Source organism: Caulobacter sp. GW821-FHT12A07 (assembly GCF_058807655.1).
In genome coordinates this window covers 35,082-53,023 of sequence record NZ_JBXAQX010000012.1, presented here as the reverse complement: position 1 = coordinate 53,023, position 17,942 = coordinate 35,082, and the positions used below count along the sequence as shown (strand labels likewise).

Sequence of the window (17,942 nt, the reverse complement as noted above, 5' to 3'; positions counted from 1 at the left end):
ATGGCGGAGACGGAGGGATTCGAACCCTCGATACCCTTTTGAGGTATGCCGCTTTAGCAAAGCGGTGCCTTCAGCCTCTCGGCCACGTCTCCTCCTGAGAGGGAGCGGTTCGATAGCCTGTTCGCTGCAGAATGACAATCGAGCGTCGAAGGAAAATCGCGTTAACGCGACGCTCAGACGGCCACGCTAGGTTGAACCCTGTTCTCCCGTGTGCAGAAGCCCAAGAGCGATCATGAGTTCCGCCCTCGCCCGCCCCGCGGACGCAAGTCATGCGTCCGACGATGTTCGTAGCCGGCGCGGCCCCTTTCGGCCCGAACGTCTCACCCCGGCGCGCGCCCGGGTGCAGATTCGGAACCTGACCCGCTGGTTCCGCGCCGCCGATTCGATTCTCGCCCTTGGTCTGGCCCTCTGGCTGGCGCGCGACGGCGCCCTCGCCGCCCCCCTGGTCGGGGCCGGCGTGCTGCTGGCCGCCCTGCACGGCCTGGAAGCCTATGTCTTCGCCCATCGCGAACCGCTGATCCGTCACCTGCTGCGCACGGCCGCCGCCGTAGGCGCCGCGACGCTCGCCGTCCAGGTCGTGGCCCTGACGCCGCTGGCCCAAACACCCCTGGGCGGCGCGCATCCGGTGGGCGGCTGGCTGGCCCTGGTCCTGCCCGTGTTCCTGGCGGTGCACGCCGGCTGGTGGGCGCTGGTGCGCCACGGCCGCCGCGTCGGCACCCTGACGCCCAACATCGTGCTGGTCGGCGCCACGACCAACGCCGAGCGCCTGATCGCCGCGGCCCTGCGCACCGGCGAGGTCAATGTGCTGGGCGTGTTCGACGACCGCGCCGCCCGCGCCCCGGAGGCCGTCATGGGCGTGCCGGTGCTGGGCGACACCAAGGCCCTGGTCGACCACCGCATCATGCCCTTCGTCGACCGCGTGGTGATCGCCGTCGATTCCACCGCCCAGGCCCGCGTGGGTCAGCTGGTCGAGCGGCTGTCGGAACTGCCCAACCCCGTCAGCATGATCGTCGACATCGGCGGCGACGCCGACCGCGACGCGGCCATGGGACGCCTGGCCGACCTGTCGGGCGCGCCCACCGACGCCCGCCGGGCCATGGTCAAGCGCGCCCAGGATCTGGTCGTCACGGGCCTTGGCCTGATCGTCGCCGCGCCGGTGATGCTGATCGTGGCGATCGCCGTGAAGCTCGACAGCCCCGGCCCGATCTTCTTCCGCCAGCGCCGCCACGGCTTCAACAACGAGGCGATCCTGATCTGGAAGTTCCGCTCGATGCGGCACGAGATGGCCGACGCCAAGGCCGCCCGCCAGATCAGCGCCAACGACGACCGGGTCACCCGCGTCGGCAAGTTCATCCGCAAGACCAGCCTCGACGAGCTGCCGCAGCTGTTCAACGTGCTGACCGGCGAGATGTCGATCGTCGGGCCGCGCCCGCACGCCATCGGCATGATGACCGGCGACGTGGAGTCCGCCAAGCTGGTCGCCACCTACGCCCACCGCCACCGCATGAAGCCCGGCGTCACCGGCTGGGCGGCGATCAAGGGCTCGCGTGGGGCCGTCGACACCCCCGAGCTGGTCCGCCAGCGCGTCGCTTACGACGTCGAGTACATCGAGCGGCAGTCGTTCTGGCTCGATCTCTACGTGATCCTGATGACCGTGCCCTGCCTGCTGGGCGACAAGACCGCCGTGCGCTGACCATGTTCTGGCGCGGCGTCCTCGGCTACCTGCCGGTCAACATCGCCCAGGGGGTCGTCGGCCTCCTGACGATCGTGCTGTTCACCCAGGTGCTGACCCCGGCCGAGTACGGGACCTATGCGCTGGCCTTCTCGGCGCTGAGCCTGACCCAGACGGCCCTGCTGACCTGGACCGAGGCGGCCATGGCCCGCTTCCATGCCCGGGCGCAGGAGGACGGCCGCCTGCCAGACCACTTCGCCACCCTCTACCGCCTGTGGGTCCTGATGGCCCTGGCCATTCCGGTCGTCGCCGCCGTGATCCTGCGCTTCTGGCCGATGGCCCCGGCGCTGAAAGTCGCCGTCGCGGCCGCCTTCGCCGCCGCGGCGGTCAAGAGTCTCGCCAAGCTTTCGCAGGAACGACGCCGCGCCGCCGGCGAGGTGTCGGGCGCGGCCCTGCTGGACGTGATCCAGACGGTGGGCGGCTTCGCGCTCGGCCTGATCCTGGCGCTCGTCGGTCTGGGCGGCGCCGCGCCGATCCTTGGCATGGGCGCGATCTCGCTGCTGTGCCTGGTGTTCGTGCTGCCGGCCGACCTTGGACGGCTGAAGGGCGGCCATTTCGACAAGGCGCTGGCAAAGTCCTACGCCGCCTACGGCCTGCCAGTGGCCTTCTCGCTGATCCTGGCCCTGGTGCTGTCGACCACCGACCGCTTCCTGCTGGCGGCCTTCCTCGACGAGAGCGCGGTCGGCGTCTACCACGCCGGCTATTCGCTGGGCTCGCGCACTCTGGACGTCGTCTTCATCTGGCTGGGCATGGCCGGCGGCCCGGCCATGGTCGCGGCGCTGGAACGCGGCGGCCAGCCGGCGCTGGAGGAAAGCGCCCGCGAACAGGCCGACTTCATGGTGCTGCTGACCCTGCCCGCCGCCGTCGGCCTGGCCCTGGTCGCCCGCCCCCTGACCGAGGTGATGATCGGCCCGGCCTTGCGCGACGGGGCCGCGGGCGTGACGCCGTGGATCGCCGCCAGCGGCTGGCTGTCGGGCGTGACCACCTACTACCTGCTGCAGGCCTTCACGCTTGGCCGGCGCACGACGATGCTGAGCGTCTGCATGGCCATTCCGGCCGGCGCCAACCTGGCGCTGAACCTGATCCTGATCCCCCGCTTCGGCCTCAATGGCGCCCTCTGGGCCACCACCGCCAGCTATGGCCTGGGCGCGATCGCCGCCGGGGTGCTGGGCCGCCGGGCCTGCGCCCTGCCGATCCCGTGGGAGGCGCTGGCGAAGGTCGGCCTGTCCAGCGCCCTGATGGCGGCCCTGGTCCTGGCCTTGCCCGACTTCGGCGGGCTGTTCGAACTGATCCTCAAGGCGGGCCTCGGCGCGGCGACCTTCGCCGGCGCCGCCCTGCTGCTCGACGCCGGGGGCGCGCGCGGCCGCCTGGCCGTCATCACCCGCAGGTTCCGCCCCGCATGACCGCCCCCCCGATCACGGAAACCATCTTCGACAACGCCGCGTGGGCCTCCGCCGGCCCGCGCCTGTCGGTGCTGATCCCGACCTTCCGCGACGACCCGACCGCCCTGCTCCGCGCCCTGGATGGCAAGGACGACGCGGCCGAGATCGTGGTGCTGGACGACGGCGGCGGCGACGAGGCCCTGGCGGCCCGTATCGGCAAGATCATCGGCGCCTTGAAGCGCCCCGCCCGCTTCGTGCGGCTGTCGCGCAACGCCGGCCGCGCCCAGGGCCGCAACCGCCTGGCCGCCCACGCCCGGGGGCGGCACCTGCTGTTCCTCGACAGCGACATGCTGCCCGACCCGCGCGATTTCCTGTCGCGCTGGCTGGCGGTGGCGAGCGACGACGCGCCCGTGGCCTTCGGCGGCTTCACCCTTAACCAGACGCCGATCCGGCCCGAGCACGCCCTGCACCGGGCCATGGCGCTGAAGAGCGACTGCACGCCCGCGCCCGAACGCGCCCGCGAGCCGGAAAAGCACGTCTTCACCTCGAACCTGCTGGTGCGCCGCGACGTCTTCGAGACCGTCGCCTTCGACGAGGGCTTCGCCGGCTGGGGCTGGGAGGACGTCGAGTGGGCCATGCGGGTCGCCCACGCCCACCCGATCCTGCACATCGACAACACCGCCACGCACCTGGGCCTGGACCCCGCGCCGGTGATGGCCGCCAAGTACGAGCAGTCGGCCGCCAACTTCGCCCGCGTGGTGGCCGCCCACCGCGACGTGGTCAGCGCCTATCCCAGCTACAAGGTCGCCAGGGCCCTCAAGGGCGTTCCCCTGCGTGCGACCTGGCGGCCGTGGCTGAAGGCCATCGCGCTTTCGGAATCGCTGCCCACGCCTCTTCGTGCATTCTCCATGCGGCTCTACCGGGCCGCCCTCTATTCGGACGCCGTGTGATGACCGCAGTCGAACAAACCTTCGAGAAGGTGGACGCCTACGAGCCGGACCGCTCGCTGAAGGGCAAGGTCCGCCGCCGGCTGATCCGCCTGCAGCACCGCCGCCCGGCGCGGGTGAAGCTCACCCGGCCGATGGTGTCGTTCAGCTTCGACGACGCGCCGGCCACGGCCTGCGAGGCCGGGGCGCGGGTGCTGGAGGCCCGGGGCTTTCGCGGCACCTACTATTTCGCCGCCGGCCTGACGGGCCGCGACGGGCCGATGGGGCGCTACGCCACGGGCGAGGACGCCTTCCGCCTGCACGCCGCCGGTCACGAGATCGGCTGCCACACCTTCAGCCACCTCGACTGCGGCCAGGCCTCGACCCAGGTCGCCCTGGCCGACGTAGCCCAGAACACCGACGCCCTGGCCGCCTGGGGCGTGGGAAGCGCGGTCAGCTTCGCCTATCCCTATGGCGACGTCGCCGCGCCGGCCAAGACCGCCCTGGCCGGCCGCTTCAAGACCTTGCGGGCGCTGCACCACGGCCTGATCGCCAACGGCGCCGACCTCAACCAGGCCCCGGCCGTCGGCATTGAGGGCGAGGACGGCGAGGCTGTCGCCCTGCGCTGGCTGGACGCCGCGCACCGCCGCAAGGCCTGGCTGATCCTCTACACCCACGACGTGGCGGAAAAGCCGTCGGCCTGGGGCTGCACGGTGGAGGCGCTGGAACGGCTGGTCGACGGCGCGGTCAACGCCGGCTTCGACGTGGTGACGGTGGCCGAGGGCGCGAAGCGGATCGGGCTGTAGAACCCCCTTCTCCCCTTGCGGGAGAAGGTGTCAGCGAAGCTGACGGATGAGGGGTCGCACCCACGAAAAACGCCGCGACAGCTGATCGGCTGCCGCGGCGTCTTGCGTTTGAGAGACCCCTCACCCGACCTCCTTCGGAGGCCACCCTCTCCCGCAAGGGGAGAGGGAAATTATTGGCGCGTCCGCGAGGTCATGCCGGCGGCCGCGGCGTCGTCGGCCATCTGCGGGTCGACTTCGGGAGCGGGCTTGGGAGCCGCGGGCGCTTCGACCACGGGCGGCTTTTCGGGTTCGGGCGTCGCCGCCGGCGCGGCTTGCGCTGCGGGCGTGCGGGTGACGGCGGCGCTGGCGGCGTCATCGGCCGCGGTGCGCACCTCGGGACCTTCCTGATAGCCGCCGTTGTCGAAACCGACCCCGGCGCTGACCACCAGGATCACGCCGAGGGCCGCCACGGCGCCGACGACGAAACCCAGGACGATCCATCCCAACGGATTGCCGCGACGTTCGGCCTTGGCCATCTGGAGCTCCCTAAAGGGACGGCTCCAACCTCAGGAGCCGACCCAACGCCGGACGGGGCCGACGTCGACGTGGACGAAATTGCTGACCGGATAGTAGCCGACGCCGCCCTGCTTCAAGTCGAGGGCCGCGGTCCGGAGACGATCCAGCGAGACGTCCTCCAGATAGAGATCGATCGCCTTGCCGTCCATGTGCAGGCTGCGTTTGGCGACCTCACCGCTGCGCGCGTGCAACATCGCGTTGGTCTTGGGCGAGCGATAGCCGGAAATGATCTGGAAGTGAGCCTTGGTCTCGGTGCGCGCCGCGAGGCCGGCCATGATGTCGAAAAGCTCGGGATTCATCGGGGCGACGTCCCCCGTCCGATAGTCGCGCAGCACCTTGTCGAGGGCCTGGACGGCGTCGGGCACGTACTCGCCCTTCTCGAAATAGACCGCCTCGACCTTTTCCTGGGTGTGCACGTTGTGCAGCTTCACCCAGCGGGGTTCGGACGAGACGCGCTGGATCGTCGGCCGGGGCGCGGGAACCGAAGCTTGCGGCAGGTCGTTATCCGACATGCCTTCGGCCGCATTGCCAAGGTCCTGCTTCATCAGCAGGTCGGCGATGGGATCGGCCCCTGGGCCGAACTTGGACTGTGCGAAGGCCGCCATGGGCCCGACCGCACTGGCGCCCAGCACACCGAGGCCAAGCCCCAGAAGCTTGCGTCGTTCGATCATGGATACGCTTTCCCGACTGACTGCGTCAGGCCGCCCGAAGGCCGCCTAAGCTCACTTGGAACACGATAAACTTTCCGGATCGGAAAGGCTTACGCACCAAAAGAGGCCTGACGAGGGCGCTCGGGTCAAGCGGAGCCGGGACGGGCATGACAGCCGAAAGCGTGAGCGGCTTTGACGCCGGCCACGCTTCAAGTGCTTTAAAGACAGTCGCTTGGGCGCCCCGGCGAGGCGCTCAGACGGCTTTCGCTGCGGCGATACGCTGCACGAGTGCGCGATCCCACCCATAGGGGTCGTCGCGGAAATTCACCTGCCCGTCCGGGGTCACATAGGCGGTCCAGTAGAGCAGGAAGACGGCCATCGGCTGGGCCAGCTGGGCGCGTACGGTCTTGCCCGATGCGATGGTCGTGTCGACGTTTTCCGGCGTCCATTCGGCGCTGCCGCCGAGCAGTTGCTTGGCCAGCGGGATCGGCTTTTCCAGGCGCACGCAGCCGTGGCTGGCCAGGCGGCTGTAGCTGGCGAACTTGGCCCGCGACGGGGTGTCGTGCAGGTAGACGCCGTAGGGGTTGTTGAAGTCGAACTTCACCAGGCCCAGGGCGGCCTTGTCGCCGGCCTTCTGCTGCAGACGCGAGCCGCCGTCGCCGGTCGGGATGACGATGAAGTCGTTGCGCGCCAGATAGCCCGGATTGGCCCGCTCCTTGGGCCACAGTTCCTTGGTGGCGATCGACGACGGCACGTTCCAGGGCGGATTGAGCACGATCGAGTGGATCGCCGACTGCAGCATCGGCGTCTCGTCGCCCGGACGCCCGGTGACCGCGCGCATGGTCAGGGTCGGGGCGTCGTGGTGGAAGACGCTCATGACGGCGGCGGCGATGTTGACCTGGATGCGGTCGGCCGGCAGTTCCTGCGGCAGCCAGCGCCAGCGCTCCATGTTGGCGACGATCTGGTCGATGCGCAGCTGCACCGGCACGTTCAGCGCCGTCAGGGTGCCCTTGCCGAGCACGCCGTCGGGATTGAGGCCGAAGCGCTTCTGGGCGCGCATCAGGGCCTGTTGCAGGGCCTCGTCGAACACAGCCACGCCATCGACGGCGATGGTGGGGTCCTCGACCGCAAGGCGGGCCTCCAGTTGGACGATGCGCGGATCGGCCTTGTCGCCCAGCTTCAGCGGCGTCCCCTCGGGGATGACCGCCCAGCCGCCGCGCGCGGCGATGTCGCGATAGGTGACGAGGCCCTTCTGCAGGGTCTGATAGCCGGTATAGGGCGGCGACAGCTCTTCCAGCCAACCGGCCAGCTGGTCGTTCTGCACGGCGGCGGCGAAACCGGGCGCGGGATCGTAGGCGGCCGGGCGCAGGCCCCAGTTGGCGTCGAAGTCGGCGGGCGCTAGGCGGCCGCTGTGCACGGCCTTGGCGTAGCGCAGGGTCAGGGCGATCAGCTGGTTCAAGCCCGCCTGGCGGTCGGCGCCGTTGCGCGAGTCCAGCTGGGCCAGGGCGCGGTCGGGCGCGAAGGCGCCGGGCTCGAAACCGTGCGAGGGCGCGTTGATCAACGCCTTGGCCAGCAGGTCGATCTGGTCGGCGCGCAGGGCCGGCGGCGCGGGCACCGGCACGGGCGCCTGTTGCGGCGCCCGGACCGGCCGGACTTGAGCTTGAGCATGAACGGCTGGAGCCGCCGACATCCACAGGGCCGCCCCAAGCAGGGCGGTCGAAACTTTCAGGCTCTGTCTCACCGTCGACGGGTCTCGCACGCACATTGCGCGCGGCCCCTCCGCGCGCTTCCCAAATGGCAATTCCGCGTCGGCTTCGTCAACGCGAGGATCGTGAAACTGCAACGGCCAAGGTCGCCTTTTGGTTCTTTCTCACGTTGCGGAACCTTAACGCCACACTCGCGGTTTGCATTCCGACGTCGGCGCCTTTGCGCCACAATCGTCCTTGGCAGGATCACCACACATGAGAATCGCCCAGGTTCCGCCCCTGTACGAAGCCGTTCCACCGCGGTTCTACGGCGGGACGGAACGGGTGGTCGCGCACCTGACCGACGCCCTGGTCGACCTGGGCCACGAGGTCACCCTGTTCGCCTCCGCCGAAGCCCGCACCAAGGCCGACCTGGTGGTCGTCCGCGACCAGGCGATCCGCCTGGATCCCGCCCCGCTGAAGTCCGACCTGGCCGCCCACATCGCCATGCTGGCCGAGGTTCGCCGCCGCGCCGACGACTTCGACGTCATCCACTTCCACACCGACATGATCCACTTCCCGCTGTTCGAGGGCATGGCGGGAAAGACCCTGACCACCCTGCACGGGCGGCTCGACCTGAAGGACCTGCCGGGTGTCTATCGCCGCTGGCCGCAGTTTCCGCTGGTCTCGATCTCCGACAGCCAGCGCGCGCCCCTGCCCTTCGCCAACTGGGCCGGCACGGTGCTGCACGGCATGTGCGCCGAGATCTACGAATACCACCCGAAACCAGAGGGTTACCTCGCCTTCCTCGGACGGATCTCGCCGGAGAAGGGACCCGAACGGGCGATCGCCATCGCCAAAAGGGTCGGCCGCCGGCTGAAGATCGCCGCCAAGGTGGACGCCGCCGACCGCGAGTACTTCCACGCCGTCGTAGAACCGCTGCTCGACCACCCGCTGATCGAGTTCGTCGGCGAGATCGGCGACGCCGAGAAGTCGGCCTTCCTAGGGGGCGCCGACGCCCTGCTCTTCCCCATCGCCTGGCCCGAGCCCTTCGGCCTGGTGATGATCGAGGCCATGGCCTGCGGCACCCCGGTGATCGCCTACCAATGGGGCTCGGTGCCCGAGGTGATCGAGGAAGGCGTCACCGGCTTCATCGTCGACGACGAGGACGAGGCCGTCGCCGCCCTGCGCCGCCTGCCCGACCTGTCGCGCCAGACGGTGCGCGCGCGGTTCGAGACCCGGTTCTCGGCCCACGCCATGGCCCGTCGCTATCTCGACATCTATGCGCGCCTGGACGAGGCGGCCCAGCCGCCGCGCCTGACCCTGGCCCAGAGCGCCTGACCCGTCGGCGGTCCAGCCCAACGGCCAAGCTGCCGGCCTGAGGCCGCATTGTATTTTCAAGTTTCAGCGACCGCGCCCTCACCGGCGCGGCCGCTGATCGCGTTTAAGACCCAGCGTTCCGGATTAAGGGGCATCGAATGGACGACCTCGCACCGACCCCGTTGACCGCCGGCGAGCAGGGCGAAACCGGCGAACCGCGCGTGCCCTACCGGCTGTTCGCCCTGAAGGACCGCGACACCTTCCTGGTGGCCGACGCCTTCGGCGACGTGCTGGGGGCGGCCGACGGCCTGTTTCATGACGACACCCGGCTGCTGTCACGCCTGCGCCTGCTGATCGGCGGCAAGCCGCCTGCCCTGCTGAGCGCCAGCGTCTCGCAGGACAACGTCTTCTTCACCTCGCACTCGACCAACCAGACCGTCCAGTCGCTGGGCGGATCCTCGGCCCCGCACGGAGCGATCCATATCGAGCGCAAGCGCTTCCTGTGGTCGGAGCGGCTCTATGAGCGGCTGCGCTTCGTCAACTACAGCCGCGACATGGTCATCCTGCCGGTGATCCTGGAGTACGACGCCGACTTCCACGACATGTTCGAGGTGCGCGGCTCCAAGCGCAAGGCGCGCGGCCGGGTGCTGCCCGCCGAGCTGAACGGCCGCTCGGTGCACTTCGCCTACCAGGGCCTGGACGAACTGCGGCGCGACAGCGTCATCGCCTTCTCCGAACCGCCCGGACGCCTGACGCCGCAACGCGCCGAGTTCATGTTCATGCTGACGCCGGACACCCATTTCGACCTCTATCTCGAGGTCGGGCCGGTTCCGGACCATCCGCCGACCCGCGAGCGCTGGCGCGCCGCCGCCGCCCGCGCAAGGCTGGACATGCGCGGCCGCCGTCGGCGGGGCGCGCGGCTGAACAGTTCCGGCCGCCTTTTCAACGACTGGCTGGAGAAGTCGCGGGCGGATCTGGCCCTGCTGACCACCGAGTTCGAGACCGGCCCCTATCCCTATGCCGGCATCCCGTGGTTCTCGACCCCGTTCGGCCGCGACGCCATCATCACGGCCTGGCAGGTGCTGTGGATCGAGCCGCGCCTGGCGCGCGGGGTGCTGGCCTATCTGGCCGCCCACCAGGCCGAGGAGGTCAGCGCCTTCCGCGACAGCGCGCCCGGCAAGATCATGCACGAGACCCGCAAGGGCGAGATGACCGCCCTCGGCGAGCTGCCCTTCGGCCGCTATTACGGCGGGGTCGACACCACGCCGCTGTTCGTGGCCCTGGCCTGCGCCTATGCCGAGCGGACCGGGGACCTGGCCTTCATCGACAGCCTTTGGCCGCGCCTGCAGGCGGCCATCGGCTGGATAGAGCACTTCGGCGACAGCGACGGCGACGGCCTGATCGACTACGCCCGCGGCGCCGACACCGGCCTGTCCAACCAGAACTGGAAGGACAGCGAGGACAGCGTCTTCCACGCCGACGGCAAGTTCCCCGACGGGCCGATCGCCGTGGTCGAGGTGCAGGGCTACGCCTTCGCCGCCTTCAAGGGCATGGCCGATCTCGCCCGCCGGCGCGGCGAAGCCGACAACGCCGAGCGCTGGAGCGCCAAGGCCGAGCACCTGCGGACCATGGTCGAGGACCGGTTCTGGATGGAGGACAAGGGCTTCTACGCCATGGCCATCGACGGCCACGGCCAGCCCTGCCGGGTGCGCGGCTCCAATCCCGGGCACCTGCTGTTCTGCGGCCTGCCCTCGCCCGAGCGGGCGGCCAAGGTGGCGCAAACCCTGCTGTCGAACGTGTTCCACAACGGCTTCGGCGTGCGGACCCTGGCCGAGGGCGAGCCGCGCTTCAATCCGATGAGCTATCACAACGGCTCGGTCTGGCCGCACGACACCGCCATCTGCGCCATGGGCCTGGCCCGCTACGGCCACCGCGACGGCGTGGTGCGGATGACCTCGGGCCTGTTCGAGACCGCCGCCCACTACGAGATGCGCCTGCCGGAACTGTTCTGCGGCTTCCCCCGCCAGCCGGGCGAGCCGCCGGTGGCCTATCCCGTGGCCTGCTTGCCCCAGGCCTGGGCGGCCGGCTCGGCCTTCATGATGCTCCAAGCCTGTCTGGGAATCACCGTCGACGGCTGGGCCGGCGAGATCCGCATCCAGGAGCCGCGCCTGCCGATCGGCATCGACAGCCTGTCGATCGAGAACCTGGGCGTCGGCGACAAGCTGACCGATGTTTCCTTCGAGCACGTCGGCCGCCATGTCACGGTGCAGGCCGGCCGGCGCTCGACCGTGCCGATCCTGACCCGCTGCTAGTCCCCCAAGCCCTCTACAAGCGTCCCAAGAACAAGAAGAGCAAGATCCCATGCCCCAGAACCTCGACCTCTTCCCGATCGGCAACTGCGCCGTGAACGCCCTGATCGACCGCGACGGCCGGTTCGTCTGGGGCTGCATGCCCCGCGTGGACTCCGATCCGGTGTTCTCGACCCTGCTCAGCGGGCTGGAGCCGCCGTTCGAGGGCGGCAAGGGGCTGTGGGACGTGGTCGTGGACGGCGCGACGAGCGTCGAGCAGGCCTATCTGCGCAACACCCCGATCCTGCGCACGGTGATCACCGATGCGGACGGGGCGAGCCTGGAGATCATCGACTTCGCGCCGCGCTTCCAGCAATTCAGCCGCATCTATCGTCCCACCGCTTTCATCCGCCTGGTGCGGCCGCTGAGCGGGGTGTGCCGCGCCACCATCCGCCTGCGCCCGACGGCCAGCTGGGGCGCCCGCCTGGCCGAGCACACCAACGGCTCCAACCACATCCGCTACCTGTGCTCGGACATGACGATCCGGCTGACCACCGACTGCCCGGTCTCGCACATCCTGGAGGAGCGGACGTTCCGCATCGAGCGGCCGATCGCCATGTTCCTGGGGGCGGACGAGGGCTTCGACGCCGACGTCGGCGCCACCTGCGCCCGCATGCTGCAGCAGACCGAGGACTATTGGCTGAACTGGGTGCGGGGCCTGGCCGTGCCGCTCGACTGGCAGTCGGCGGTGATCCGAGCGGCCATCACCCTCAAGCTCTGCACCCACGAGGAGACCGGCGCGATCGTCGCGGCCATGACCACCTCGGTGCCCGAGCACGCCAACAGCGGCCGCAACTGGGACTACCGCTACTGCTGGCTGCGCGACGCCTATTACGTGGTCCAGGCCCTCAACCGCCTGGGCGCGGTCGACATCCTGGAGAACTACCTCTCCTACCTGCGCAACATCGTCGACCGGGCGGCCGGCGGCCATATCCAGCCGCTGTTCGGGGTGGGCTACGAGCCGGCGCTGATCGAGCGCTTCGCCCCGGACCTGGCCGGCTATCGCGGCATGGGGCCGGTGCGGATCGGCAACCAGGCCTTCGAGCATCAGCAGCACGACGTCTACGGCCAGATCATCCTGTCCTCGACCCAGGCCTTCTTCGACGAGCGCCTGCTGCGACCGGCCACCATCGACGACTTCAAGGCCCTGGAGCCGGTGGGCGAGCGGGCCTTCCAGCTGCACGACCAGCCCGACGCCAGCCTGTGGGAGTTCCGCGGCCGGGCAAACGTGCACACCTATTCGTCGGTGATGTGCTGGGCCGCCTGCGACCGCCTGGGCAATGTCGCCGAGAAGCTGGGCCTGGCCGACCGCGCCGTCTTCTGGAACGAGCGCGCGGCCAAGGTGCGCGGCGCCATCGACAGCCAGGCCTGGAACGAGACCCTGGGCCGGTTCGCGGCCACCTTCGGCGGCGAGGAACTGGACGCCAGCCTGCTGCAACTGGTGGACCTGCGCTACATCGCCGCCGACGACCCGCGCAACAAGGCCACGGTGGCGGCCATCGAAGCGGGCCTGCGCAAGGGCAGCTACCTGCTGCGCTACGCCCTGCCCGACGACTTCGGCACGCCGCAGACGGCCTTCAACATCTGCACCTTCTGGCTGATCGAGGCGCTCTATCTGGAAGGCCGCATCGAGGAAGCGCGGGATCTGTTCGAGGAGATGCTGGGCCGCCGCACGGCCGCCGGCCTGCTGTCGGAGGACATCGGCTTCGAGGACGGCGAGCTGTGGGGCAACTACCCGCAGACCTATTCGCTGGTGGGGCTGATCAACTGCGCGGCCTTGCTCAGCCGGCCGTGGACTTCCGTCCGCTGACGGAGCGTCAACCCCATCCCCTGCACGTTTTGGTGAGCGAAACGTGACGCACAGCTGGACCGTGCAGGGGATCGAAACCGGCCGCGGATGCGTTGTTGGCGCCTAGTTCCATAGTGAAAGGGGCCTAACTGCATGACCGTGTACGGGTCTGCCGCTCGGCTTGCGCCGTCGGATCTTCCGCCGCCGCCCATCAAGATTCCCAGTAACGCCGCCTTGTTCCTCGATCTCGACGGAACACTCGCCCCCATCATGCCGCGTCCGGACGACGTCGGCCCAGACCCCGCGCGCGCGGCCCTGCTGGCGCGCCTGCGCACGGCCTTGAACGACCGGGTGGCCGTGGTCAGCGGCCGCTCGCTCGACGATCTTTCGCGCATCCTTGGCCAGGACGGCGTGGCCTATCTGGCCGCCGTGCACGGCCTGGAGCGCCGCACGCCGGCCGGCGCCTGGCGCTCGGAACCGCACGAAGGCCTGGCCGAGGCCCGCGACGTGCTGGGCGACCTCGCCCGCTGCGATCGCGGCCTGCTGCTCGAGGACAAGCATCTGAGTCTGGCTTTGCACTACCGCAACACCCCCTCGGCCGCCGACGCCGTGGTCGAGGCCGCCGAGCGCCTGGCGCGCCAGACCGGCCTCGTCCTGCAACTGGGCGACATGGTCGCCGAGCTGCGCACGCCCGGCCAGGACAAGGGCTCGTCGGTCGCCGCCCTGCTGCGCGAACCGGCCTTCCATGGCGCCACGCCGATCTTCGTCGGCGACGACCTGACCGACGAGGACGGCTTCGCGGCCGCCGCCCGCCTCGGCGGTTTCGGCGTGCTGGTGGGTCCCGAGCGCCCCACAGCAGCGACCTATCGCCTGGACGGCCCGGAGGCCGTTCACGCCTGGCTGGACGCCGCCGCCCAGGCCGTCACGACCAGCGAGGCAGCCCGATGAGCCGCCTGATCGTCGTATCGAACCGCGTCAATCCGCCGTCCGGCAAGGGTGAGGAAAGCGTCGGGGGCCTGGCCATGGCCCTGGCCGCGGCCCTGCGCGAATATTCCGGCATCTGGTTCGGCTGGAGCGGCAAGACCACGCCGGAGTTCACCGGCCAGCTGTCGATGCAGCGCATCGAGGGCGTGACCGTGGCCACGGTCGACCTCGAGGAAGGCGACTACCAGGAGTACTACAACGGCTACGCCAACAAGACGCTGTGGCCGCTGTTCCACTATCGCGTCGACCTGACCGCCTACGACCGCTCGTTCGGCGAGGGCTATGACCGGGTCAACAAGCGCTTCGCCGAGACCCTGCGCCCGCTGATCGAGCCGGACGACATCATCTGGGTGCACGACTACCACCTGATCCCGATGGCGCGGGAGCTGCGGCGCCTCGGCGTGACCAACCGCATCGGCTTCTTCCTGCACATCCCCTGGCCGGCCCACCAGCTGGTGGTCACCCTGCCCCGCCACCGGCCGCTGGTGGAGGCGATGTTCCACTACGACCTGATCGGCTTCCAGACCGAGGAGAGCCTGCAGGCCTTCGAGGGCTATGTGCTCAACGAGGTCGGCGGCGAGAAGACCGAGGACGGCCGCCTGCGCGCCTTCGGCCAGGTGACCGAGGCCGGGGCCTTCCCGATCGGCATCGACGCCGAGGACTTCGCCCGCATCACCAAGAGCTCGCGGGCCATGCGGGTCTATGACCGGATGGCGGCCCACAGCGTGTTCCGCAAGATGGTCGTGGGCGTCGATCGCCTCGACTATTCCAAGGGGCTGGAAGAACGCCTGATCGGCTTCGAGCGCTTCCTGCACGACAACGAGGAGGCGCGAAACGAGGTCATGCTGCTGCAGATCGCGCCGATCTCGCGCGACGAGGTCGAGGCCTACCAGGACATCCGCCACCGGCTGGACGGCCTGATCGGCCGCATCAACGGCGCCTATGCCGAGATGGACTTCACGCCGATCCGCTATCTCAACCGCTCTTACCGGCGCGACGAGCTGGCGGGGGTCTATCGCGCGGCCCGGGCGGCGCTGGTCACGCCCCTGCGTGACGGCATGAACCTGGTGGCCAAGGAATATGTCGCCTCGCAGAACCCCGAGGATCCGGGCGTGCTGATCCTGTCGCGCTTCGCCGGCGCCGCGCGGCAGATGAAGGAGGCGCTGATCATCAATCCCAACAGCCCCGAGGAGATTTCCGACGCGCTGAGCCGGGCGCTGGCCATGGACGAGACCGAGCGAAAGCGGCGCTGGGAGGCCCTGATGGACAACGTCACCCGCCAGGACGTCACCGCCTGGCGCGACGACTTCGTGGCCGCGCTGAAGGGGCGTCCGCCGGTGGCCGAAGCGGCCAATACCGAAGTCCCCGAGGAGGAACCGTCGGTCGTGACGGTCAAGAAGGCCGCCCTGGTCGGGGCCAAGAAGTAGCATGGCCGCCCGCCCCACCTGGCAGGGCCACCTGCGGCTCTCGCTCGTGACCTGCCCGGTGGCGCTCTACACCGCCACCAATCCCGGCGGCGAGGTGCGGTTCAACCTGCTGCACCCCAAGACCCACAACCGCATCAAGATGGTGGCGACGGACCCGGATCTCGGGCCCGTAGAGCGATCGGACCTGGTCAAGGGCTACGAGGTCGAGAAGGACCGCTACGTCATCGTCACGCCCGAGGAGATCGAGAGCGTGCGGCTGGAGAGCACCCGCACGATCGATATCGAGCGCTTCGTCGACGTGGCCGACATCGACCGCCTCTACTGGGACAATCCCTACTTCCTGGTCCCCGACGGCAAGCTGGCGGTCGAGGCCTATTCGGTGATCCGCGACGCCATGGCGAGCGCCAAACGCATCGCCCTGGGCCGCGTGGTCATGCACACCCGCGAGCGGCTGCTGGCCATCGAGCCGCGCGGCAAGGGGCTGATCGCTTACTCGCTGCGGTCCTTCGACGAGGTGCGCGACCCGGCCGACCTGTTCGACGACATCCCGGCCAAGAAGGCCGACGCCTCGATGATCGCCATCGCCCGCAAGATCATCGAGCAGCAGGACGGACCGTTCGAGCCGCAGGCCTTCAAGGACCGCTACGAAGACGCCCTGCGCGCCCTGATCAAGCGCAAGGAAAAGGGCGGCAAGGCCAAGGTCTCGGCCGCGCCGCCCGAGGACACCAACGTGGTCGACCTGATGGAGGCGCTGCGCAAGAGCCTGGGCGGCAAGGCGCCGGCGAAGCCGCCTGCGCGGAAGCCGGCGGCGAAGGCCGCGGCCAAGGCGAAGAAGGCCTCCTAGCGGCCCAAAGTCCGAGCATCCCCGCGAAGGCGGGGATCCAAGCTGAGGTATCGACGAGGCTCGGCGCATCTCACCAGACTCGGCTTGGACCCCCGCCTTCGCGGGGGAGATCGGCGTTGGGTTGGCGTCTTAGGCCGCCTCGGCCACCGGCGACTTCGCCTCCCTCAGACGCAGGTAGATGCAGCCGAAGCCGACGATCGCGTTGAGGATGCCCACCAGCACGAACGGCGAGGCCGGGCCGACCACGTCGAACAGCACGCCGCCGACCGTGCCCAGCACCAGGATGCCGAACGCGCCGCACAGGTTGAAGAAGCCGATGACGGCGCCCCTGCCCTCCTCCGGCGCTTCCTTGCCGATCAGGGCCTGGGAGCCGATGAAGGCGCTGATCTGGCCCACGCCCAGCAGCACGAACAGCGGCATGGCCGCCTTGCTCAGCGGATCGTCGATGAAGATCGTCGCCAGGTAGCCGACCCCGCCCAGCAGCATGCAGGCGGCAAGCGCGGTCAGGCGGTGGGCCTTGTCGATCATCAGGGCCACGACCACCGGCCACAGCAGGGCCGCCGACTGGGCGACGATGAACGGGATGCGGCCCTGGTCGAGGGCGTCGGCCAGGGTGGCGCCGTTCTCCAGCGCCGCCTTCTTGCCCCAGGCGATGGCGTAGGCGCCGACGATGGCCAGGTCGCCCCGGGCCACGAAGGCCGAGGCGTAGGCAAGCACGATGCGCGGATTGGCCTTGGCGGCGGCCACGCCGACGCCCAGCTGGGTCGAGAGCTTGGGCCGCTCGACCGTGCGCGTCGCCACGCCCGGCTTGAGACCGAACCACATCACCGCCGAAGAGATCACGCACATCACCGCCGCGACCGCCAGGGCGGCCTGGCCGGCGGCCTTCTCGCCCATGCCGTCGGCGACGAAGATGGAGGGAAGCTTGCCGATGGCCAGCGCCAGCACCACCACGCCAAGGCCGTTGAGCACGCCCGACAGGGCGACGATCTTGCCGCGGTCGCGGGCCTTCACATAGTCGGCCAGGACGGTCGACAGCATGCCCGTCGTCGCGCCGATGCCGATGGCGTAGATCACCTTGTAGAGCGACAGGTCCCACAGGCTGGTGGCCAGCGGATAGAGCAGATAGCCCGCCGCCGTCGCCAGGAAGCCGACGGCGTAGACCGCCCTGCGCCCCACGCGGTCGGCAAACGCTCCGGCCAGGCCGAACACGAACAGCAGCGCCACCTCGTTGACGAGGTTGAGGATCCCCAGGGCCGAGCCCTGGCGGTCGAGCGGTACGCCCAGATTGGCGCTGAGCACGTAGGGCGTCATGATCGCCACCGTCGTGGCCAGCCCGATATTGACGAAGGAGGCGTAGAGCGCGGTCCACATGTGGCCGGCGCGTACGCCCGGCTCGATCGCCACTATGCCGAAGCGCTCGGGATCTTTGGCCTTCGCCATTTGGGGAACTCCAGGAAAGCTTGGGGGCAAGGAAAAGGCCCGGCGCGCAGG

The 17,942-nt window shown here is 69.6% G+C and carries 14 protein-coding genes and 1 tRNA gene; 10 read left to right on the top strand and 5 right to left on the bottom strand.

The window, feature by feature from the left end:
- Position 1 precedes the first annotated feature (1 nt).
- Positions 2–92, bottom strand: a tRNA-Ser gene (locus AC1RRS_RS20750).
- 140 nt (positions 93–232) lie between these two features.
- Here AC1RRS_RS20750 and hfsE point away from each other — a divergent pair.
- Genes hfsE through hfsH form a run of 4 tightly spaced genes read left to right on the top strand, consistent with a single transcriptional unit; the run spans position 233 to position 4,846 of the window.
- A complete protein-coding gene (hfsE, locus tag AC1RRS_RS20745) occupies positions 233–1,693 on the top strand; it encodes a polysaccharide biosynthesis protein HfsE (RefSeq protein WP_492856812.1) in 1,461 nt (486 codons plus the stop codon).
- Between the two features lie 2 nt (positions 1,694–1,695).
- Positions 1,696–3,135 (top strand): polysaccharide biosynthesis protein HfsF, encoded by a 1,440-nt coding sequence (hfsF, locus tag AC1RRS_RS20740; RefSeq protein ID WP_492856811.1) that lies wholly within the window; start codon positions 1,696–1,698, stop codon positions 3,133–3,135.
- Positions 3,132–4,064, top strand: a complete 933-nt coding sequence (gene hfsG / locus AC1RRS_RS20735; protein WP_492856810.1) for a polysaccharide biosynthesis protein HfsG — start codon at positions 3,132–3,134, stop codon at positions 4,062–4,064. Before hfsF ends, hfsG begins: the two co-directional genes overlap by 4 nt.
- Positions 4,064–4,846 carry an oligosaccharide deacetylase HfsH gene (gene hfsH, locus AC1RRS_RS20730; RefSeq protein ID WP_487290829.1) on the top strand — a complete coding sequence of 261 codons (783 nt, stop codon included), beginning with the start codon at positions 4,064–4,066 and terminating at the stop codon, positions 4,844–4,846. The genes hfsG and hfsH overlap by 1 nt, the downstream gene beginning before the upstream one ends.
- A 170-nt stretch (positions 4,847–5,016) precedes the next feature.
- Here hfsH and AC1RRS_RS20725 read toward each other — a convergent pair whose 3' ends face one another.
- From AC1RRS_RS20725 to AC1RRS_RS20715, 3 genes are all read right to left on the bottom strand, one after another.
- Positions 5,017–5,361, bottom strand: a complete 345-nt coding sequence (locus tag AC1RRS_RS20725; RefSeq protein WP_110119728.1) for a hypothetical protein — start codon at positions 5,359–5,361, stop codon at positions 5,017–5,019.
- Positions 5,362–5,391: 30 nt separating this feature from the next.
- The gene (gene mepK, locus AC1RRS_RS20720; protein ID WP_492856809.1) at positions 5,392–6,072 is read right to left on the bottom strand and encodes a peptidoglycan L,D-endopeptidase MepK; all 681 of its coding nucleotides are present in this window, start codon (positions 6,070–6,072) and stop codon (positions 5,392–5,394) included.
- A gap of 232 nt (positions 6,073–6,304) precedes the next feature.
- Positions 6,305–7,666 carry a L,D-transpeptidase family protein gene (locus AC1RRS_RS20715; RefSeq protein ID WP_487290825.1) on the bottom strand — a complete coding sequence of 454 codons (1,362 nt, stop codon included), beginning with the start codon at positions 7,664–7,666 and terminating at the stop codon, positions 6,305–6,307.
- A 346-nt stretch (positions 7,667–8,012) separates the two neighbouring features.
- On the opposite strand from AC1RRS_RS20715, the gene AC1RRS_RS20710 reads away from it, so the two are divergent.
- The 6 genes from AC1RRS_RS20710 to ku all read left to right on the top strand — a co-directional run bounded on the left by AC1RRS_RS20710 (position 8,013) and on the right by ku (position 16,448).
- On the top strand, positions 8,013–9,077 hold the full coding sequence (locus AC1RRS_RS20710) for a glycosyltransferase family 4 protein (protein WP_492856808.1): 1,065 nt from the start codon (positions 8,013–8,015) through the stop codon (positions 9,075–9,077).
- A gap of 137 nt (positions 9,078–9,214) precedes the next feature.
- A complete protein-coding gene (locus AC1RRS_RS20705) occupies positions 9,215–11,368 on the top strand; it encodes an amylo-alpha-1,6-glucosidase (RefSeq protein WP_492856807.1) in 2,154 nt (717 codons plus the stop codon).
- Positions 11,369–11,417: 49 nt separating this feature from the next.
- Positions 11,418–13,214 (top strand): glycoside hydrolase family 15 protein, encoded by a 1,797-nt coding sequence (locus tag AC1RRS_RS20700; RefSeq protein WP_487290822.1) that lies wholly within the window; start codon positions 11,418–11,420, stop codon positions 13,212–13,214.
- A 132-nt stretch (positions 13,215–13,346) separates the two neighbouring features.
- On the top strand, positions 13,347–14,141 hold the full coding sequence (otsB, locus tag AC1RRS_RS20695) for a trehalose-phosphatase (protein ID WP_492856806.1): 795 nt from the start codon (positions 13,347–13,349) through the stop codon (positions 14,139–14,141).
- The gene (locus tag AC1RRS_RS20690) at positions 14,138–15,604 is read left to right on the top strand and encodes an alpha,alpha-trehalose-phosphate synthase (UDP-forming) (RefSeq protein ID WP_492856805.1); all 1,467 of its coding nucleotides are present in this window, start codon (positions 14,138–14,140) and stop codon (positions 15,602–15,604) included. Before otsB ends, AC1RRS_RS20690 begins: the two co-directional genes overlap by 4 nt.
- A 1-nt stretch (position 15,605) precedes the next feature.
- The gene (gene ku, locus AC1RRS_RS20685; protein WP_492856804.1) at positions 15,606–16,448 is read left to right on the top strand and encodes a non-homologous end joining protein Ku; all 843 of its coding nucleotides are present in this window, start codon (positions 15,606–15,608) and stop codon (positions 16,446–16,448) included.
- 129 nt (positions 16,449–16,577) lie between these two features.
- Here ku and AC1RRS_RS20680 read toward each other — a convergent pair whose 3' ends face one another.
- The gene (locus AC1RRS_RS20680) at positions 16,578–17,891 is read right to left on the bottom strand and encodes an MFS transporter (RefSeq protein ID WP_492856803.1); all 1,314 of its coding nucleotides are present in this window, start codon (positions 17,889–17,891) and stop codon (positions 16,578–16,580) included.
- Positions 17,892–17,942: the final 51 nt, after the last annotated feature.